This is a genomic window from Sorangium sp. So ce124 (assembly GCF_051525235.1).
GTDB classification, from domain to species: domain Bacteria; phylum Myxococcota_A; class Polyangia; order Polyangiales; family Polyangiaceae; genus Sorangium; species Sorangium atrum.
Genome location: NZ_CP150312.1, coordinates 49,238 through 66,581, shown reverse-complemented (window position 1 = coordinate 66,581; position 17,344 = coordinate 49,238). Strand labels below are relative to the sequence as shown.

Here is a 17,344-nt window from a genome sequence, read left to right as displayed (position 1 = left end):
CCAGCTCCCTGGCCCTGTCCGACACCGCCCCCGGGCCCTGATGGCCCGCGCCTTGCTCTCCTCTCGGCGAGGGACCGGGCGCGGGAGGGGACCAGTCATGCGGAAGTGCATTCGCGACGCGGTGGTCGTTATCACCGGGGCGTCTTCGGGCATCGGCAGGGCGGCGGCGCTCGCGTTCGCGCGGCGCGGCGCGCGGGTCGTCATCGCCGCTCGGAACGAGGCGGCCCTCGAGGAGGTCGCCGCCGAGTGCGCCAGCGTCGGCGCGCGGGCGCTCGCCGTCCCGACGGACGTGAGGGAAGAGCACGCTGTCCGAGCGCTCGCTCGCGCCGCCGTCGAGGTGTTCGGCAGGATCGACGTCTGGGTAAACAACGCCGCCGTGTTCCTCTATGCGCGCGCGGACGAGGCGCCCTACGAGATCTACCGCCAGGTCATCGAGACGAACCTGCTCGGCTATGTGCACGGGGTGCGGGCCGTGCTGCCCTGTTTCCGCGCGCAGGGCGCCGGGGTGCTCATCAACAACGTCTCCGCTCTTGGCAAGTTCGGCGCGCCGACGATGAGCGCCTACGTGATCTCCAAGTTCGGGATCATGGGCCTCTCGTCCTGCTTGAGACAGGAGCTCTCCAGCACCCCGGACATCCACGTTTGCACGCTCCTGCCCGCGACGGTCGACACCCCCATTTACCAGCACGCCGGCAACACGACCGGCCGCGCCGTCCAGCCGATGCGGCCGATCGTCGACCCCGAGCGGGTCGCGGCGGCGATGGTCTCGCTCGCCGAGCGGCCGCGGCGCAGCGTGTATGTGGGCGCCGCCGGCCGCATCGCCGCCGCGGCGTTCGTCGCCTTCCCGGGCCTCCTGGAGCGGTTGTTCGCGGCCTACGCGATCCGCGCGACCTTCCTGGATCGCGCGGCGCCGTGCACCGACGGCAACATCTTCGTGCCCATGAAGCACTGGACCGGCGTGACCGGCGGATGGCGCTCGACCTCGGGCCTCGCCGCGCTCCTCGACACCGCCCGGGTCTTCGCGGGCCTCGCGCTCACACTCCCGTCCACAGCGGCAGAGCGCCTCAGGCCACGATGACATAGCCGTCCTGGCACCCTCCGTACGCGATTCCCCAGCCATCTTGACGCGCCATCGCCCCCGACGTGTCTCTCAACCTCGGGGGTCCTGTGACGTGTTCTCCACGGAGTCCCGGCATGCTGCGCCCACAACGACGATTCAATTAGAATAAGGAGGCGCAACGATGAGCCGTTATGTGGCGCGCACGCTCCGAAGCGATGACTTTTCGACTCTGATGGAACTGGAGACGACCCTCTTCGGCGACGCGGGCGAAGGGGAGCTCGGGCGGTATTACATCCGTCTTTGCTGCGACTTCTTCAAGGACTCTTGCTTCATGGTCGAGGCCGCGGGGAAGCCCGCGGGCTACCTGCTCTCCTTCACGCGCGGCAAGGAGGTTTACTGCACGACCCTCGCCGTCCTGCCCGAGTATCAGGGCTCCCGCGCGACGCACACGCTCCTCCGCGCGTTCGTCGGGTCGATCCTCGGATGGGCGGAGTCGTGCTGGTTCACCGTCGAGGAGGACAACCACGCCGCGCGGGCGCTGCACGCCATGCTCGGCGCCAAGGAGATCGAGGTCCGCCCCGATTTCTATGGAACCGGACACCCGCGCATCATCTCGCGCATCGATCGCGACGCGTTCATGGCCCTCCGGGCCCGCTTCGAGAAGGTGGGGCTCGTCGATCGCCAGGCCGACGCGAAGGAGCCGCGCGCGGCGGAGAGCGGCGGCATCGCCGCGGTGGCCTGAGGCCGACAGACCATGACGACCACCGCTCCGCTCGACCACGGCCGCCGCGCGCCGTCGGCGGCCGACCGGCCCTGGACCGAGGCGCTCTCCATCGCCAGCCGGCTCTCCGGCGTGATGGGGCTCGCGCTCGACACCATGTTCCGGACCAGCCTGCTGCCCACGCTGCCCGCCTCGCGCCACCGCGAGAGGGCGCGCCTCCTTCACGGGATCGCCCGGGACCTGTGCGCGCAGCACTCCCTGCGCGTCCGGGTGACAGGCGCGCTCCCCGCGTCGCCGTTCGTGATCGTGGCCAACCACGTCAGCTACCTCGATCCGATCCTCCTCGCGTCGCTCACCCCCTGCACCGCCATCGCGAAGCAGGAGATCGGCAGCTGGCCGATCATCGGCGATCGCGCGCGCGATCTCGGCGTGCTGCTCGTCGATCGGCGGCGCCCGGCGAGCGGCGCGCGCGTGCTCCGGTGCGCGCTCCGGGCCCTGCGCCATGGCGTCCCGGTGCTGAATTTCCCGGAGGGCTCGACCACCCGCGGAGAGAAGGTCCTCCCCTTCCGGAAAGGCATCTTCGGCGTCGCCCGGATCGCGGGTGTCCCCATCGTGCCCGCGGCCATCACCTACGATGATCCGGAGCTCTGCTGGGCGGGCGACGACACCTTCCTCCCCCATTTCCTTCGCTTCTCCAGCCGCCGAGAGGCGAGCGCCAGCGTCGCCTTCGGCCCGCCGCTCGGCGATCACGGCGGCGCGGCCGATCTCGCGGACCGCGCCCGCGCCGTGATCCTGGACCTCTTGAGCCTGTAGGAGATCTCATGTCTCAACAACGAGCAGCCGCGTACCTGCGGCACGGGCAGACTCCCTTCTTTCGCCTCCCGACCGCGGGCTTCCACGAGGCCGGCGCGTCCGCCTATTCCGGCGCCGACGCCGTGCTCCTCGGCGTCCCGTGGGACGGGAGCGTCACATACCGCCCCGGCGCGCGGTTCGCCCCCTACGAGCTGCGCCGCGTGAGCGCGCTCGTGCAGTCGTACCACCCCGGCCACGGCGTCGACGTGTTCCGCGCGATCGACGTGCTCGACGGGGGCAATGTGCCCTTTCCCCCGTTTCACGCGGACTCCGTGCGCGAGCTGATCCAGGCCTCGGTCGACGAGGTGCTCGCGGCCGGCGCGGTCCCGTTCGTCGTCGGCGGCGACCACTCCATCGCGCTCCCGGTGCTCCGCGCGCTGTCGCGGCGCCACGGCCCCGTCACGGTCGTCCACGTCGACGCGCACCTCGACACGAGCACCTCGGAGGTGTGGGGCGAGCCGTTCCACCACGGCACGCCGTTCCGCAACGCGATCGAAGAGGGGCTGATCGCGCGGAGCGCGCTCCACCAGATCGGCATCCGCGCCACCTGGGGCCACCCGGAGGAGGGCGCCTTCGCGGCGCACGCCGGGGCGACCCTCTACGGCATGGATCGGATCGACCGCGACGGCGCTCACGCGGTCGCGGCCGCCATCAGGGCAGCCGCGGGCGAGTCGCCCGTCTACATCTCCTTCGATATCGACGGCATCGACCCGGCCTATGCCCCGGGCACCGGCACGCCCGTGCCCGGCGGCCTCACCTCACGCGAGGCGATCCAGCTGCTCCGCGGCCTCGCGGGGATCAACCTGGTGGGCATGGATCTCGTCGAGGTATGCCCCGCCCTGGACCACGCCGACATCACCCTCCACCTCGGCGCGCACCTCCTGTTCGAGGGCCTGGCCCTCCTCGCGACGCGAAAGGCCAACCAGCGCGACCAGCGCGACCAGCGCGACCAGCCGCGCGGATGACGCGGATGACGCGGATGACGCGAATCGTGGAATCGCGCCACATGAATCCGCTCAATCCGCTGGCGTCCGCCGCCATTCCGGTGTCACATAAGAGACACTGGGATGACACGCTCGCCCGATCTCTGTGGCCGCTACGCCGATCTCCCGCAGCTCGATGACGCCTGGGCGCGCCTGGGGCGCACCTACGGCGGACGGGAAATAACGATCGGGACGTCCGCAAATGGAAGGCCATTGCGGCGCTACGACTTCGGCAACCCGCTCGGTCCGACGTTCCTGCTGACGTCGCTCATGCACGGGGTCGAGGTGATCGGCGGGCTTGCGCTGCTCGATGCGGTCCGGTCGATCCTGGCGAGCGGGCGCGCTGGCGCGGCGGCGCGGGCGCGGCTCGTCGTGGTGCCGGTCGTCAACCCCGACGCGTTCGCCGACAACCTGGAGCGCCTCCGCGGCGAGCGGCGGGCGTCGCAGCGCTGCAACGCCCGCGGCGTGGATCTGAACCGGAATTTCGCGCCGCTGTCCTCGTCGCGGCCGCTTCACCCGTTCGCGGGCTCGCGGCTGCGGTGGTCGCCGCACTACACGGGGCCTCACGCGTTCTCGGAGCCCGAGTCGCGCGCCCTGCGCGACGTCGCGCTGGAGACGCGGCCTGCGCTCGCGGTCGGCTTTCACAGCTGCGGCAACTTCCTGCTCTACCCGTGGGCGCACACCGACGCGCCCAACCCGCGCGAGCCGCTCTACCGGGCGCTCGGCGACGCCTTCTGCCAGGCTCTGCCGCGCGAGCCGTACGAGGTACGCCAGGCGGCGCACTGGTACCCCACGGTCGGCGACATGGACGACTGGCTCGACGCCAACCTGGGAACGCTCGCCTTCACGGTGGAGGTCAGCCGTCCTGCACGCTCCTTTCGCGACATCCGCCGGCTGCTGAACCCGTTCTGGTGGTTGAACCCGCGCGAGGCCGACGAGGCGATCGCCAACGTCGTCCCCGGCGTCGGCGCGCTCCTCTGCGACGCCCTCGACCGCGGCGTGGGCAGCGCGCCCTCGCGGGCGGCCCCGCCGATCGACGCGTCGCCTGTGGAGCTCTTCGCCGACGCCGCCGAGTGAAACGGCGCGGGCGCGCGCCTGTCGGCGGCCGCCATTCCGCGCTGGCCAGAGGGCGACGGCGGCGAGGGCTGTCGAAAAGTGCCAGTCCCGCGCGCAGCATCCACTATCCTTCGGGCGTGGACGCCGCCACGCCCCGCATACCGCCGACCGTGCGGATCAGCCCGAGCGCGGCGGCTCGTCACGCCGGCGCCGACGAGTCGGACATCTGGCAGCACACCCCCGACGAGGTCGTCGAGGGCAAATACCGGCTGGTCCGACCGCTCGGGCGCGGGGGCATGGCCGAGGTCTGGCTCGCCGTGCACGTCACGCTCAAGACCGAGCTCGCCGTGAAGTTCCTCAGCGCCTCGCTGACCGGCGACGCGGAGCGGAGCCGCACCGTCCTGGAGAGGTTCCGGTTCGAGGCCCAGATCTCGGCCCGCCTGAGCGCGCGCACGCGGCACATCGTCGCCGTCCACGACGCGGGCGTTCACGACGACATCCCTTACCTGGTGATGGAGTACATCGCGGGGCGAACGCTGTTCGCCGAGGTGCGCCAGAAGGGACCGATCGATCCGGTGCGCTTCGGGCACATCCTTGATCAGATCGGGGACGCGCTCACCGTGGCGCACGACATGGGCATCGTGCACCGCGACCTGAAGCCCTCGAACGTGATGCTCGTCGACACGCCCGGCGCGGAGCTGACGGTGAAGGTCGCGGATTTCGGCATCGCCAAGGCGCTGCACGGCGATCTGGGCCTGGATCGACCGCAGGAGACGGAGGCCGACGTCATGCTGGGCTCGCCGAACTACATGAGCCCGGAGCAGCTCGCCTCGCCGCTCGCGGTCGACGCGCGGGCCGATGTCTGGGCGCTCGGCGTGCTGGCCTACGAGGTGCTGACGGACTGGACGCCTTTTCACGGCAACAGCATCGCGGAGATCATCGTGGCGGTCAGCACCCGCGATTTCGAGCCTGCCACGGAGATCAAGCGGTCGCTTCCCCCGGGGCTCGACGCCTGGTTCTCGCGCGCCCTCGCGAAGGGGCCGGCCCAGCGGTTCGCCTCGATCCGCGAGATGGTCGGGGCCTACCACGCCGCGCTCTCGGCGCCGCCGCCCGAGCGGCCCGCGGAGGTCGCGCCGCCGCGGCGGCCTCGGGTGGCGCCCGCCGTGGCGCTGGCCTGCCTGGCCGCGCTCGGAGGGACCGCCGCGCTGGCGGCGCGCCTGCTCGATCGGCCGCGCCTGGAGCAGCCGGCGCGGCTGGTGGCCCCCGGCGTGCGGGGCGCGCTCCAGGGCGTGGCGCTGCGCTCGCCGCCACCGCCGCAGCAGCCCACTGCAGCCGAGCAGCCGGCCTCCGCAGCGACGCCCGCGCCGCCTGCTTCCACAGCAGCGCCCGCGCAGCCGGCCTCCGCAGCGCCTGCGCAGCCGCGCTCGTCCCAGCGCCGCCCCGGGAGTGACAGGGTCGCCCCGCGCGCGACGGCGACCGCCGCGCCCACGGTGCCCCGGCGCCGCAAGGAGATCGACAAGAGTGAGACCTTTTGAGCGACGGCTCATCACGCTCTGCAGCGTCGCCCTGCTCGCGGCGGCGCCGGCGCGCGCGCTCGCCGTCGGGGCCGAGGAGGACGCGAAGACGCTGTTCGCCCGGGGCCGCGAGCTGCGGAGCGCCGGACAGTGCGAACAGGCGGTCATCGCCTTCCGGAGCGCGCTGGAGATCTACCCCGAGGGGCTCGGCGCGCTCAGGAACATCGCCGAGTGCGAGGAGGAGCTCGGCCGCTATGCCTCGGCGAGGCGAGACTGGTGGGATCTCCGGCGCGCCGCGCTCCAGTCCAACGAGGCGAAGTACGCCGGGTGGAGCGAGGACGCCGAGGCCCGCTACCGGGGGCTCGGCAGCAAGGTCGGGACGCTGACCGTCCGGCTGAAAGGCGCCGAGGGGAGGCCGCCGGTCCAGGTGGTGCTGGACGGCAAGCCCCTCGACCCGAGGCTCCTCGGCGTCGAGCTCGAGCGCGATCTCGGCGCCCACACGGTCGAGCTGTTCTACGGCGGCGCCGCGCCCATTGCGGAGCGCGCCGAGCTCGCGCCTGGCGCCCGTCAGGTCGTGACGCTGACCGTGCCCGCGCCGCTCCCGGCGCGCGACGCGCCCTCCGCGCCGAGCGCCTCCGGCACGCCGCCCAGCGGTATTCGCATGGGCGGCTACGTCGCGCTCGGCGTCGGCGGCGCGGGCGCGATCGCGACCGTCGTGGCGCTGGCCGTGCGCGCCGGCGCGCTGTCCGCGGTCGAGGACGGGTGCTCCCCCGCCGGCGGAGGCGCCTACGAGTGCCCGCCGTCGCTCCAGGGCGACTACGACACGGGCAAGACCGCCTCGACGCTCGCCAGCGTCTTCGCCGGCGTCGGCCTGGTCGGGATCGGCGCCGGCGTCACGCTGCTCCTGCTGAGCCCTTCCGAGCCCACGTCGCCGGCCCCTGGCAAGCCGTCGGCGGAGCTCGTCCTCACGCCGGCCCCGGGCGGCCTCGGCTCGCGCCTGCTCGTGAGGTTCTGAGGTCCGGCGATCGGACGCGGCCGGCGCCGTGACGCGGCAGCGTGGGAGCGCGCGTCGCTGAGCTTGTCTTTCCGCACCCGGGCGCTACCCCATGCCATGATCGAGGCGAGGGCGCGCGAGGCGGGGAGGTCGAGATGAGCTCACAGCGAAACAAGATCCTTGGTTCGATTGCAGGGAGCGGCGCCGTCGCCGTCCGCGGGGCGGCGGAGGCGCTGTTCTCGGGGGCGGGCAAGAGGCTCCTCGACGAGGGCGCGCGGGAGGGCCTGCGGCGCGTGATGGTCGAGAACACCACGGCGGTCGTGGACGCGCTCGCTCCCGGGCTCTCGCTTGGCGCGCAGACGACGGCGAACATCATCGCCGATCAGGGCGGAACGCAGACCGCCGCCATCGTCGCGCAGGCAGCGGGGCGGTATGCGGGCCAGGCGGCGCTCACCGACGGCGTCTCGGCCGCGGTCGCGAAGGGGCTGGCCCGAGAGGCGATGAAGGCCGCGGGCCGGGAGGTCCTGAAGGGCGCGGGCAAGGCGGCCGGTATCGGGTTCGTGATCGAGGGCGCCTTCGGTGCCTACGAGGGCGTCACGGCCTACCAGCGAGGCGAGATGACGAGGAACGAAGCGCTCGCGCACGCGGCGCAGGAGGCCTCGACAGGCGCGGTGGCGACCGGCGCCGGCGTGCTGCTCGCGGCGGGCCTCGTCGCGGTGACCGGCGGCGCCGCGGCGCCGCTCGTCTTCGCGGTCGGCGCTGGCGGCGCGATCGGCGCGAAGCAGGTCCTGCGGCGGCTCGTCGGTCGGGTGTCCTCGAAGGTCCTGGCCCGTAACGTTGCTGACGGAGGCCAGGTGGGGTGACGCCGAAGAGGCGGAGTGGGTCCCGGCAAGCGCGCTCACCGACTCGACCTCTCAGCGTGTGTGGCATTGCGTTCCTCTCGTGCATCGGCCCCGCGGCGCCCCTGTGGCAATCGCCCCCGTGCCTTTCGCGTGGTGGTGTTCCGACGTAGATCATCCCCATGCGACGACGCATCCCGAGGCGTTCCTTCTTGCGCGTCGGTGGAGCAGCAGCCGCGACGCTGACCCTGCCGTTCTCGCTGATCTTCTCGCGGAGGACGCAGGCGGCCAGCCGGTTCGGGCCTCTCGTGCCCGATCCCGCGGGCATCCTCGACCTCCCTGCGGGCTTCACGTACCGGGTCCTCGAGCGCGCCGGCGGCGATATGGACGACGGTTACCGAGTTCCCGGCCGGCCGGACGGCATGGGGTGTTTTCCTGGGCCCGACGGCACCGTCGTCCTGCTCAGGAATCATGAGAACTCGCCTACGGACAAGGGCATTGGCCCATATCGATCCGGCCAGGGCGTGCCGGTGGAGGCGTACGACGCGGCGAGCATGGGCGGCGTCACGAGGCTCGTTCTGGACGCGGCGACGTTCGAGCGTCGCTCGAGCAACCTCGTTCTCACTGGCACGAACCGGAACTGCGCGGGCGGCGCGAGCCCCTGGGGCTGGCTCAGCTGCGAGGAAAATGTCGATGCTCGCCACGGCTACGTCTTCGTCTGCGCGGCTACCGCGTCCAGGGTGGAGGCCCCGCGGCGCCTGACCGGCTATGGCCGCTTCCATCACGAGGCGGCGGTCGTCGATCCCACGACGATGATCGCCTACCTGACCGAGGATCGCGCGGACGGCTGCTTCTACCGCTTCAACCCGGTGACCCCCGCCGCTCCTTTCGAGGGCAAGCTCCAGGCGCTTGCCGTCGTCGGGGCGCGCAACGCCGAGACGTCGGACTGGACGCTCGAGGAGCCGCGCGAGATCGCGTGGGTGGATATCGACGAGCCCGATCCGCGCGACGACACGGTCAGGAGGGAGGCCCGGGCCAAGGGGGCCGCCATCTTCCGGCGCGGGGAGGGCGTCTGCCTATCGCAAGGCGTCGTGTACATCTGCGCGACGATCGGCGGCCCGGCCGGGGCCGGGCAGATCTTCCAGCTGGTCCCCGAGGGAGACGGCGGCACGCTCGGGGTCATCGCGCAGTCGACGGACACCCATGAGCTGGACGCGCCCGACAACATCACCATCGCCCCCTGGGGAGAGCTCTTCATGGCGGAGGATGGTTATCGAGGGAACTACCTTCGAGGCGTGACGCTGGACGGGCAGATCTTCGATTTCGCGCGCAATGCGCGGAGCATGAGCGAGCTGTCCGGCGTGTGCTTCTCTCCCGACGGCAAGGCGCTCTTCGTGAACATGCAGGAGGACGGCCTCACGCTGGCGGTCATGGGCCCGTTCCCCGAGGTCGGCGCCGGCAACGCGATCCGAGCGGGCATGTCGGCGCCTGGCACCGGGTAGGGCGGCGGCCGGTCCGAGCGCCAGGAGCGCCGGGCGGAGTGAAGTCTCTCCCTCCGCCTCGGCCTCCCCGCCTCTCTCGCCATCAGAGCGCTCGTGCCGCTCAGAACGGCGGCGGAGCCGTCTCGCCGGACGGCAGCGGGCCCGGCTCCGGCGCGTGCTCCGACTCGACCGGCGCTGGCGCGACCCCCGGCTCTACCGGCCGCGGCCCCTCCCCTGGCGCCAGCGCGGTCCCCTGCGGCTCGGCCGGCGCCCCGCCGTCCGCCGGCTCCGCGCCCGCGTCCGCCTCGGGGACCTGCGCCTCCTCGGTCGGCTCCGTCCCGGCGACGAACACCTCCTCGATGGCGTCTTCCTGCCCCCCGCGCGCGAGGAGGCCCGTCCGCGGATCGATCTTCATGCGCACGACGCCGCTCGGCACCGGGAAATCGGCGGCCGGGCGCTTCGCGTGCGCCTGCTTCATGAAGTCCACGAACGCCGGCAGCGCCGCCGTGGCGCCCACCTCGCCGTTGCCGAGCGGCGCCGCGTCGTCGTAGCCGGTCCACACGGCGCACGCGATGTCGGTCGAGTAGCCAACGAACCAGGTGTCCTTCGCCTGGTTCGTCGTCCCCGTCTTGCCGGCGATCGGGCGCCCCAGCGAGCGCGCCTGCTTGGCGGTCCCGCTCTGCACGACCGACGTCAGCACGCTCGTGAGCACGTAGGCCTCCGCCTCCTCCATCACGCGGTGCCCCGGAGGGCGCGGCGGCAGCGGGATCTCCACCCCGCCGGGCCCGACGATCTTCGTGATCAGGACCGGCTGCTCGTGGACGCCGCCCGCGGCGATGCTCGCGTACGCGGCGGCCATCTCGCGCGGCGTGACCTCGTAGGCGCCGAGGGCGAGCGACAGGTCTGCGCCGAGCTTCGACTGGACGCCGAGCGCGCCGGCGAAGGCGACCACGTTCGACGCGCCGACGCGCGACAGCGCCGACACCGCGGCCACGTTCACGCTGTGCGCCACGGCCTCCCGGAGCCGCGCCGGCGACTCCCCCTCGCTCTCATCGTAGTTCTGCGGCTTGTACCCGGCGATGGCCAGCGGATCGGTGTCGAGGATGGTCGCCGGCGTCAGCGTGCGCGCGTGGATGCCGTAGCCGTAGACGAACGCCTTGAACGTCGACCCGGGCTGCCGCCGCGCGAACGTCGCCCGATCGAGCCCGCCGCGCACCGCCTCGTAGCCGCCGACGAGCGCGACGATCTCTCGCGTCCGCACGTCGATCGCGACGAGCGCCCCCTCGGGTCCGAGCTCGAGCCGCAGCGGCGCCGGGGCCGCGGGCTTCCCCGGTTTGCCCGCGGGCGCGGCGCGCCCTGCCTCTCCGGCGGCGTCCTCGTCCTCTTCCTGGCCTGCGGCGGCCGCTTCGACGACCGGCTCCGGCGCGGGGCCGATCAGGCTGACGCGCACGACCTTGTCGACATCGGCGAACTTGCTCGGCGGGAGCCCGTTCGGGTTGTACCGCTGCGCGCCGCGGAGCGTGACCGTGCCTTCCAGCGTGCCCACGCGCACCGAGAGCGTCCCTCGGGCGTCGTCGGTGCCCGTCACGACCCCCCGGAAGACCTTGTGTCCGGCGGGCGTCCCCTCGAAGGCCGGCGGCTCTTTCTTGCTCCGCGCGAGCGGACCGAGCAGCTTGTGCCGCTTCGCGTAGGCGTCGAGGTTCTTGCGGACGGACGCGCGCGCCGCCGCCTGCATCGCCGGATCGATCGTGGTCGTGATCGTGTAGCCGCCCTGCTGCGCGGCGGGCCCGACGAGCTCGCGCAGCAGGCGCTGCGCCTCGGCGACCACCTCGGGCGCGAGCTCGGCGAGCGATTCGGTCTCGACAGCGAGCACGACCGGCTCCTGCTTCGCTTGCGCCACCTGGATCTCGTCCGCGAAGGCCTTGCGCTGCATCTGATCGAGCACGAAGTCCCGCCGCGCCACGGCGCGCTCGAGGTTCACCCGCGGCGAGTACACCGACGGCCCCTTCACGACGGCGACGAGCAGCGCGGCCTCGGCGAGCGTCACGTCGCGCACGCTCTTCCCGAAGTAGTAGCGGCTCGCCTCCTCGACCCCGTAGCGGCCGTGGCCGAAGTAGATCTTGTTGAGGTAGAGCTCCAGGATCTCGTCCTTGGTGAGCTCCTGCTCGATCTTCCGGGCGAGGATGATCTCGCGCGCCTTGCGGTTGAAGGTCCGGTCCGGCGTGAGCAGGACGTTCTTCACGACCTGCTGCGTGATGGTGCTCGCGCCCTGCCGGGCCCGGGACGAGCGGAGGTTCACCGCGAGGGCGCGGAGCATGCCGAGGTAGTTCAGCCCTGCGTGCTCGTAGAAGCCCGCGTCCTCGGCGGCGAGCGCGGCCAGCTTCACCTGGCTCGGGATCTCGCCGATGCGCACCACGGTGCGCCGCTCGGTGAAGACCTCGCCGAGGCGCGTCCCGTCGCGCGCGAGGATGCGCGTCACCTGCGGGGGCCGGTAGTCCTTGAGCTCATGGGTCGAGGGGAGATCGGCCTCGTAGTGCCGGATGACGAGCGCGATCGTGGCGGCGGCGAGCACGAGCAGCGCCGCGAGCGCGATCCCGATGCGCTTCGCCCACGTCGCGATCCCGGGGCCTCTCTCCTGCGGGGGCGCGCCTTCCGGCTGGCTGGGCGGGCGCTGCGCGCCCTCGAGGTGCGGCGCGCTCGCCGGCCGCGTTGCGCCGCTGATCCGCTCAGGCGGCTCGCTCCCTCGCCCCGGCGGCCCCGACCGCCGCGCGGGTGGCTCTGACGCCTGACGCAGCGGATCCGACGCCTGACGCAGCGGATCCGACGCCTGACGCAGCGGATCCGACGCTCGGCGCAGCGGATCCGACGCCTGACGCAGCGGATCCGATGCCTGACGCAGCGGATCCGACGCTCGGCGCAGCGGATCCGACGCCTGACGCAGCGGATCCGATGCCTGACGCAGCGGATCCGACGCTCGGCGCAGCGGATCCGATGCCTGACGCAGCGGATCCGACGCTCGGCGCAGCGGATCCGATGCCTGACGCAGCGGATCCGACGCCTGATCCGGCGTATCGGTCTTCCTGACCGGATCGTCCTCGTTTCCCGCTGAGTTCCGTGATTGCTCCGAGGCCATGACGCCGTCCCCGTGAACGCTGGCGCAGGCGATGCGCATCCAGAGCGCCCGGCGCGCCGGCGCGGCGACGCTAGCACGCCCGCGGAGGCTCGCCTCGATCCGGGGCGCGCTCGCGGAGGATCAGCCCTGGAACAGCCGCATGGCCACGATGGTGATCAGGATGCCTGCGATCAGGCAGCCCGCCGCGATGCCGACGAGGAGCAACGGCTTCGCCTCCGCCTTGACCGGCGCCTTGGGCTGCTTGGCGAGGGGCGCCGGCGCGGGCGCCGGCTTCGCGGACGGCGCCGGCGGCTGCTGGACCATCTTCACCGTCTTCGCCGGCGACTTGAACGCGGACGGCGCGGGCGCCTTGTTCGCCTGGAGCGCGGCGGCGTGCTGCTTCGACGCTTGCTCGAGCACCGCGTTCGCCTTCTTCGGCATCATCGCCGTGTAGCCCTTGCCCGCGCCGCCCGCGAACGGCTTGAGCGCGTCAGCGAACTCCGCGGCCGACTCGAACCGATCCTCGGGCCGCTTCTCGAGCGCCTTGGCGAGCACCGCGCTGAGCCCCGGCGGAAACTGCTTCCCGGGGACGCGGTCGTCGAGCGGGATCGGGTTCCTCGTCACGTGGTGCTGGATGTACTCCATGGGCGTCCGCGCCTCGAACGGCAGCTTGCCCGTGAGCACCTCGTACAGGATGGTCGCGAGCGAGTAGATGTCGCTGCGCGCGTCGAGCACCTTGCCCTGCGCTTGCTCGGGCGACATGAACTCCGGCGTCCCGAAGACCATGCCCTCCTGCGTGAGCATCACCGACCCCGGCCTGAGCTCCCGCTCCGTCACCTTCGCGAGGCCGAAGTCGAGCACCTTCGGGTAGTCCTTCAGCCCGCCGTTGGTCGACAGGAAGATGTTCTCGGGCTTGAGATCGCGGTGCACGATCCCCTGGATGTGCGCCTCCTGCAGGGCGCCGCAGACCTGGATGAGGACCGGGATCGCGCGCTCGACGGGCAGCGGCCCTTCCTTGCGGACCACCTGGTTCAGGTTCTTGCCCTCCAGGTACTCCATCACGATGTACAGCGAGCCGTCCTCGAGCTCGCCGTAGAGCAGCACCTTGACCGTGTTCGGGTGCGTGAGGTGGCTCATCGCCCGCGCCTCGCGGCGGAAGCGCGAGACGAGATCCTTCCGGTTCGCGAGCTTGGGGTGGAGGATCTTCACCGCCACCATCCGGTTCATCGCCGGCTGCGCGGCCTTGTAGACCGACCCCATGCCGCCGGAGCCGATCTTCTGAAGGATCTGGAACTGCCCTCCGAGCAGATCTCGACCGATATTCGGGTCCGGACCGGCAGCCATGCGTGGAGCCGGAAAATACCACGCAACCCACCCGTATCGTCTATGACCGAAGCAGCGGACGCATCGGATCCCACCGTGGAGCCAAAATGACCGTAAAAATTGACGCCCCCGGGGCCGCCGAGGCGCTCGAGAGCCCGCTCCTCGCCGCCGCCGGCTTCTCGCACGCCTTCTTCACCCGGCGCGGCGGCGTCAGCGCCCCCCCGTGGGACACCCTGAGCTTCGCCATCGCCCTCGGCGACGATCCCGCCGCCGTCCGGGAGAACCTGGAGCGCGCCGCGCGGCGCCTCGGCATCCCGGCGGCGCGGCTCTATTTCCTTAGCCAGGTCCACGGCGTCGAGGCGCGCGTCCTCACCGGTGAGGAGGATCGCGACGCCGTCGTCCGCGAGGTCGGGGACGTGACCCTCTCCCGCGTCCCTGGCGTCGGCTGCGGTGTCCGCAGCGCCGACTGCGCCCCGATCCTCCTCGCCGATCGCCGGACCGGCGCCGTCGCAGCGGTCCACAGCGGCTGGCGTGGGACCGTCCGCCGGGTCGTGGTCGAGGCGGCCCGCGCGCTCCGCTCGCTCGCCGGCCCCGGCGCGGAGCTCGTCGCGGCCATCGGCCCGCACATCGAGGCCTGCTGCTTCGAGGTCGGCGACGACGTCGCCGCCGATCTCGCCGCGTGCTCCAGCGCGGGCGCCGCCGCCGTCGTCCGCGGGGCGCCCGGCGCGCGACCGCATGTCGACGTCCGCCGCATCCTCAAGGCCCAGCTCACCGAGGTCGGCCTGGACGCAACCTCGGTCGAGGACGTCCCTGGCTGCACCGCGTGTGACCCCGCCCGCTTCTTCTCGTACCGGCGCGACGGACAGCGCAGCGGCCGCCTGCTCTCCGTCATCGTCGCCGGCCGTACCGTCATCGGCTAGAACGCTCCCATGGTCTCGCTCGCGCGCGACTCCTCGCCGATCGTGCTCGCCATGGTGGGCCTGCCCGCCCGCGGGAAGACGTCCATCGCCCGCAAGATCGCGCGGTACCTGTCATGGCTCGGCCACCCCACGCGGCTCTTCAACGTGGGCAACTACCGCCGCGCGCACCTCGGCACCGCGCAACCGCACCAGTTCTTCGACCCCAACAACACCGAGGGACGCCAGGCGCTCCTCGGCATGGCGATGACCGCCCTCGACGACCTCATCGGCTGGCTCAGCTCCGGCGGCGAGGTGGCGATCTACGACGCCACGAACAGCACGCGCGCTCGCCGGAACCTCGTCACCGAGCGCTGCCAGGCGCACGGCTTCCCGGTCGTCTTCATCGAGTCGATCTGCAACGACGAGTCGATCATCGAGACCAACGTCCGCGAGACGAAGCTCCGCTCGCCGGACTACCAGGGCGTCGACCCGGAGGCGGCGCTGCGCGACTTCCGCGCGCGCATCGCGCACTACGCCCGCGCGTACGAGCCGCTCGGCGAGCCCGAGCGGAGCTACATCAAGATCATCGACGTCGGCCGCCAGGTCGTGCTGAACCGCATCCACGGCTACCTGCCGGCGCGCCTCGTCCCGCTCTTGATGAACATGCACCTCACGCCGCACCCGATCTGGCTGACGCGCCACGGGGAGAGCGTGTTCAACGAGAAGGGGCTGCTCGGCGGCGACTCGGATCTCAGCGCGCGCGGCGACGAGTACGCGAAGAACCTCTCCGCGTTCATCCGCGAGCGGGCCGGCGACGAGCACGTCAACGTCTGGACGAGCACGCTGCGCCGCACCATCCAGACCGCGCGCCCGATGACGCAGAACCACGTCGCCTGGCGCGCCCTCGACGAGATCGACGCGGGCGTCTGCGAGGGCATGACGTACGAGGAGATCCGCCAGCAGATGCCCGAGGTCTTCAACGCGCGCGCGGCCGACAAGTTCCGCTACCGCTACCCGCGCGGCGAGTCGTACGAGGACGTCATCCAGCGCCTCGACCCGCTCATCATCCAGCTCGAGCGCCAGCGCTCGCCCGTGCTCGTGATCGGCCACCAGGCGGTGCTGCGCGCGCTCTACGCCTACCTCGTGGATCGCCCGGCGCCCTCCTGTCCGACGCTGCCGATCCCGCTGCACACAGTCATCGAGCTGACGCCGACGGCGTATGCCTGCGAGGAGCGCCGCTTCCAGCTCGCGCCCGCCGTCCAGGGCGGCGACTCGAGCACAGCGCACCCCTGAGCCACAGGCAGCGCGGCCGCGCTGGAGCGCGGGCTGCGCTGCGGCGCGGGCGCGCCGGCTCAGCGATCCCGGCTGATCAGCTTGCGGAGGAGCTCCAGCGGGTGGAACGGCAGCATCGCCGCCATGTCGCTGTCGGTCCCGGCCCGCTCGAGCACCGCCCGCACCGCCGGCGCCACGATGCCCATCGGGTCGATCCGCTCCACGAGCGCACGGAGCGCGCTGAGCGCCGCGCGCCCCGCGTCGATCCCGAGCGGGATGGCGAGGGCCGCCGGCACCGGCGCGAGGATCACGTCGCGCACCGCCACCGCCCTGGCCCAGGCGCCCGGGCTCGGATCGACCTCGAGCTGCCGGATGGTCTCCGCCTCCGCGAAGCAGCCGAGCGAGAGCTCCCCTGCCCGCTCCTCGATGGCGCGCGAGAGGTGCCGGTAGTCGCGGCGCCAGTCGCCCGCGAGCAGCCCCATGTCCTCCCGCACCTCGTCCGGCCCGAGGATCAGGTTGATCCCGCGGGCGTCGCGGCGGAGCGCGACGCTCGTCCAGAGCTCCCCGCCCTCGAACAGGCCGATCACCACCGTCTTGCCGATCCCGGCGAGCGACTCCAGCGTGCCGCGCACGACGCCCGCCGAGGGCATCGGCACGCCGCGCAGCCTCGCCGGCCAGAGATCGATCCTCCCGGCGAGGAGCTCCTCGCGGGCGAGCTGCAGCAGCAGGAGCGACTGGGCGATGAGGTCGTCGCCGCGCCGCACCCGCGCGCCGAACCGCTCCACGATGGCCTCGAGGACGCCCGCCTCGAGCACGGCGGCCCAGCTCGCGTGGTGGCTGGCGGCGAGCGCCTCCGCGGAGAGCGGGGCGGCGCGCTGCGCGTCGTCGATCCGGAGCCGGCCCGCGTCCGTGTGCACGAGCTTTCTGAGCTTGCCGCCCGCGTGGACCGCGACGACGCCGCCGCGCGGCCGGCCGACCTCACGCTCGTCGATGCCCGTGCGCCTGGGCCGGAACAACGACAGCACGCGAACCCAGTCGGTCGCGGTGAACCCCTCGAAGCGGACGTCGGGCGAGAGCACGGGGCGAGCCTACCGCCGGCGCGCTCCGTGCGCGAGCGCCACCCCGGAGCGCGTCGTCAGCCCGGCGCGCGCGCCACCTGGCGGCGCGTCGTCAGCCCGGCGCGCGCGCCGCCAGGCGGCGCGTCGTCAGCCCGGCGCGCGCCGCCTGGCGGCGCACGA

General features: G+C 72.5%; 14 protein-coding genes and 1 pseudogene. 12 read left to right on the top strand and 3 right to left on the bottom strand.

Annotated elements, in window-relative coordinates; translation table 11 throughout:
• Window positions 1–97 precede the first annotated feature (97 nt).
• From WMF19_RS00255 to WMF19_RS00215, 9 genes are all read left to right on the top strand, one after another.
• Window positions 98–1,078: an SDR family oxidoreductase gene (locus WMF19_RS00255; protein WP_437326906.1), complete on the top strand. Its 981-nt coding sequence runs from the start codon at window positions 98–100 to the stop codon at window positions 1,076–1,078.
• 214 nt (window positions 1,079–1,292) lie between these two features.
• On the top strand, window positions 1,293–1,802 hold the full coding sequence (locus tag WMF19_RS00250; protein WP_437326905.1) for a GNAT family N-acetyltransferase: 510 nt from the start codon (window positions 1,293–1,295) through the stop codon (window positions 1,800–1,802).
• A gap of 12 nt (window positions 1,803–1,814) precedes the next feature.
• Window positions 1,815–2,594, top strand: coding sequence for a lysophospholipid acyltransferase family protein (locus WMF19_RS00245; RefSeq protein ID WP_437897227.1), 780 nt, complete (start codon window positions 1,815–1,817; stop codon window positions 2,592–2,594).
• Window positions 2,595–2,602: 8 nt separating this feature from the next.
• Window positions 2,603–3,598: an agmatinase gene (speB, locus tag WMF19_RS00240; protein ID WP_437897226.1), complete on the top strand. Its 996-nt coding sequence runs from the start codon at window positions 2,603–2,605 to the stop codon at window positions 3,596–3,598.
• A gap of 102 nt (window positions 3,599–3,700) precedes the next feature.
• A complete protein-coding gene (locus WMF19_RS00235; protein ID WP_437897225.1) occupies window positions 3,701–4,693 on the top strand; it encodes a M14 family metallopeptidase in 993 nt (330 codons plus the stop codon).
• A 116-nt stretch (window positions 4,694–4,809) separates the two neighbouring features.
• Window positions 4,810–6,207, top strand: a complete 1,398-nt coding sequence (locus tag WMF19_RS00230; protein ID WP_437897224.1) for a serine/threonine-protein kinase — start codon at window positions 4,810–4,812, stop codon at window positions 6,205–6,207.
• Entirely contained in the window at window positions 6,194–7,201 is a 1,008-nt protein-coding gene (locus WMF19_RS00225) for a tetratricopeptide repeat protein (RefSeq protein ID WP_437897223.1), read from the top strand. Before WMF19_RS00230 ends, WMF19_RS00225 begins: the two co-directional genes overlap by 14 nt.
• A 134-nt stretch (window positions 7,202–7,335) precedes the next feature.
• Window positions 7,336–8,043 (top strand): hypothetical protein, encoded by a 708-nt coding sequence (locus WMF19_RS00220; protein ID WP_437897222.1) that lies wholly within the window; start codon window positions 7,336–7,338, stop codon window positions 8,041–8,043.
• Window positions 8,044–8,201: 158 nt separating this feature from the next.
• Complete coding sequence (locus WMF19_RS00215; RefSeq protein WP_437897221.1) at window positions 8,202–9,521, top strand: alkaline phosphatase PhoX; 1,320 nt, start codon at window positions 8,202–8,204, stop codon at window positions 9,519–9,521.
• Between the two features lie 100 nt (window positions 9,522–9,621).
• On the opposite strand, the gene WMF19_RS00210 is transcribed toward WMF19_RS00215, so the two are convergent.
• Entirely contained in the window at window positions 9,622–12,072 is a 2,451-nt protein-coding gene (locus WMF19_RS00210; protein WP_437897220.1) for a PBP1A family penicillin-binding protein, read from the bottom strand.
• A gap of 191 nt (window positions 12,073–12,263) precedes the next feature.
• Here WMF19_RS00210 and WMF19_RS00205 point away from each other — a divergent pair.
• A pseudogene (locus tag WMF19_RS00205) lies at window positions 12,264–12,584 on the top strand (hypothetical protein); the annotation flags it as partial.
• 169 nt (window positions 12,585–12,753) lie between these two features.
• On the opposite strand, the gene WMF19_RS00200 reads toward WMF19_RS00205, so the two are convergent.
• Window positions 12,754–13,956: a serine/threonine-protein kinase gene (locus WMF19_RS00200; RefSeq protein WP_437326896.1), complete on the bottom strand. Its 1,203-nt coding sequence runs from the start codon at window positions 13,954–13,956 to the stop codon at window positions 12,754–12,756.
• An 86-nt stretch (window positions 13,957–14,042) separates the two neighbouring features.
• Between WMF19_RS00200 and pgeF the strand changes: the two genes are divergently transcribed.
• Window positions 14,043–14,855: a peptidoglycan editing factor PgeF gene (pgeF, locus tag WMF19_RS00195; protein WP_437897219.1), complete on the top strand. Its 813-nt coding sequence runs from the start codon at window positions 14,043–14,045 to the stop codon at window positions 14,853–14,855.
• Window positions 14,856–14,864: 9 nt separating this feature from the next.
• Complete coding sequence (locus tag WMF19_RS00190; protein ID WP_272097082.1) at window positions 14,865–16,127, top strand: bifunctional nucleoside/nucleotide kinase/histidine phosphatase family protein; 1,263 nt, start codon at window positions 14,865–14,867, stop codon at window positions 16,125–16,127.
• Between the two features lie 59 nt (window positions 16,128–16,186).
• Here the strand turns inward: WMF19_RS00190 and WMF19_RS00185 are convergent, their stop codons facing one another.
• A complete protein-coding gene (locus WMF19_RS00185) occupies window positions 16,187–17,185 on the bottom strand; it encodes a hypothetical protein (RefSeq protein WP_437897218.1) in 999 nt (332 codons plus the stop codon).
• Window positions 17,186–17,344: the final 159 nt, after the last annotated feature.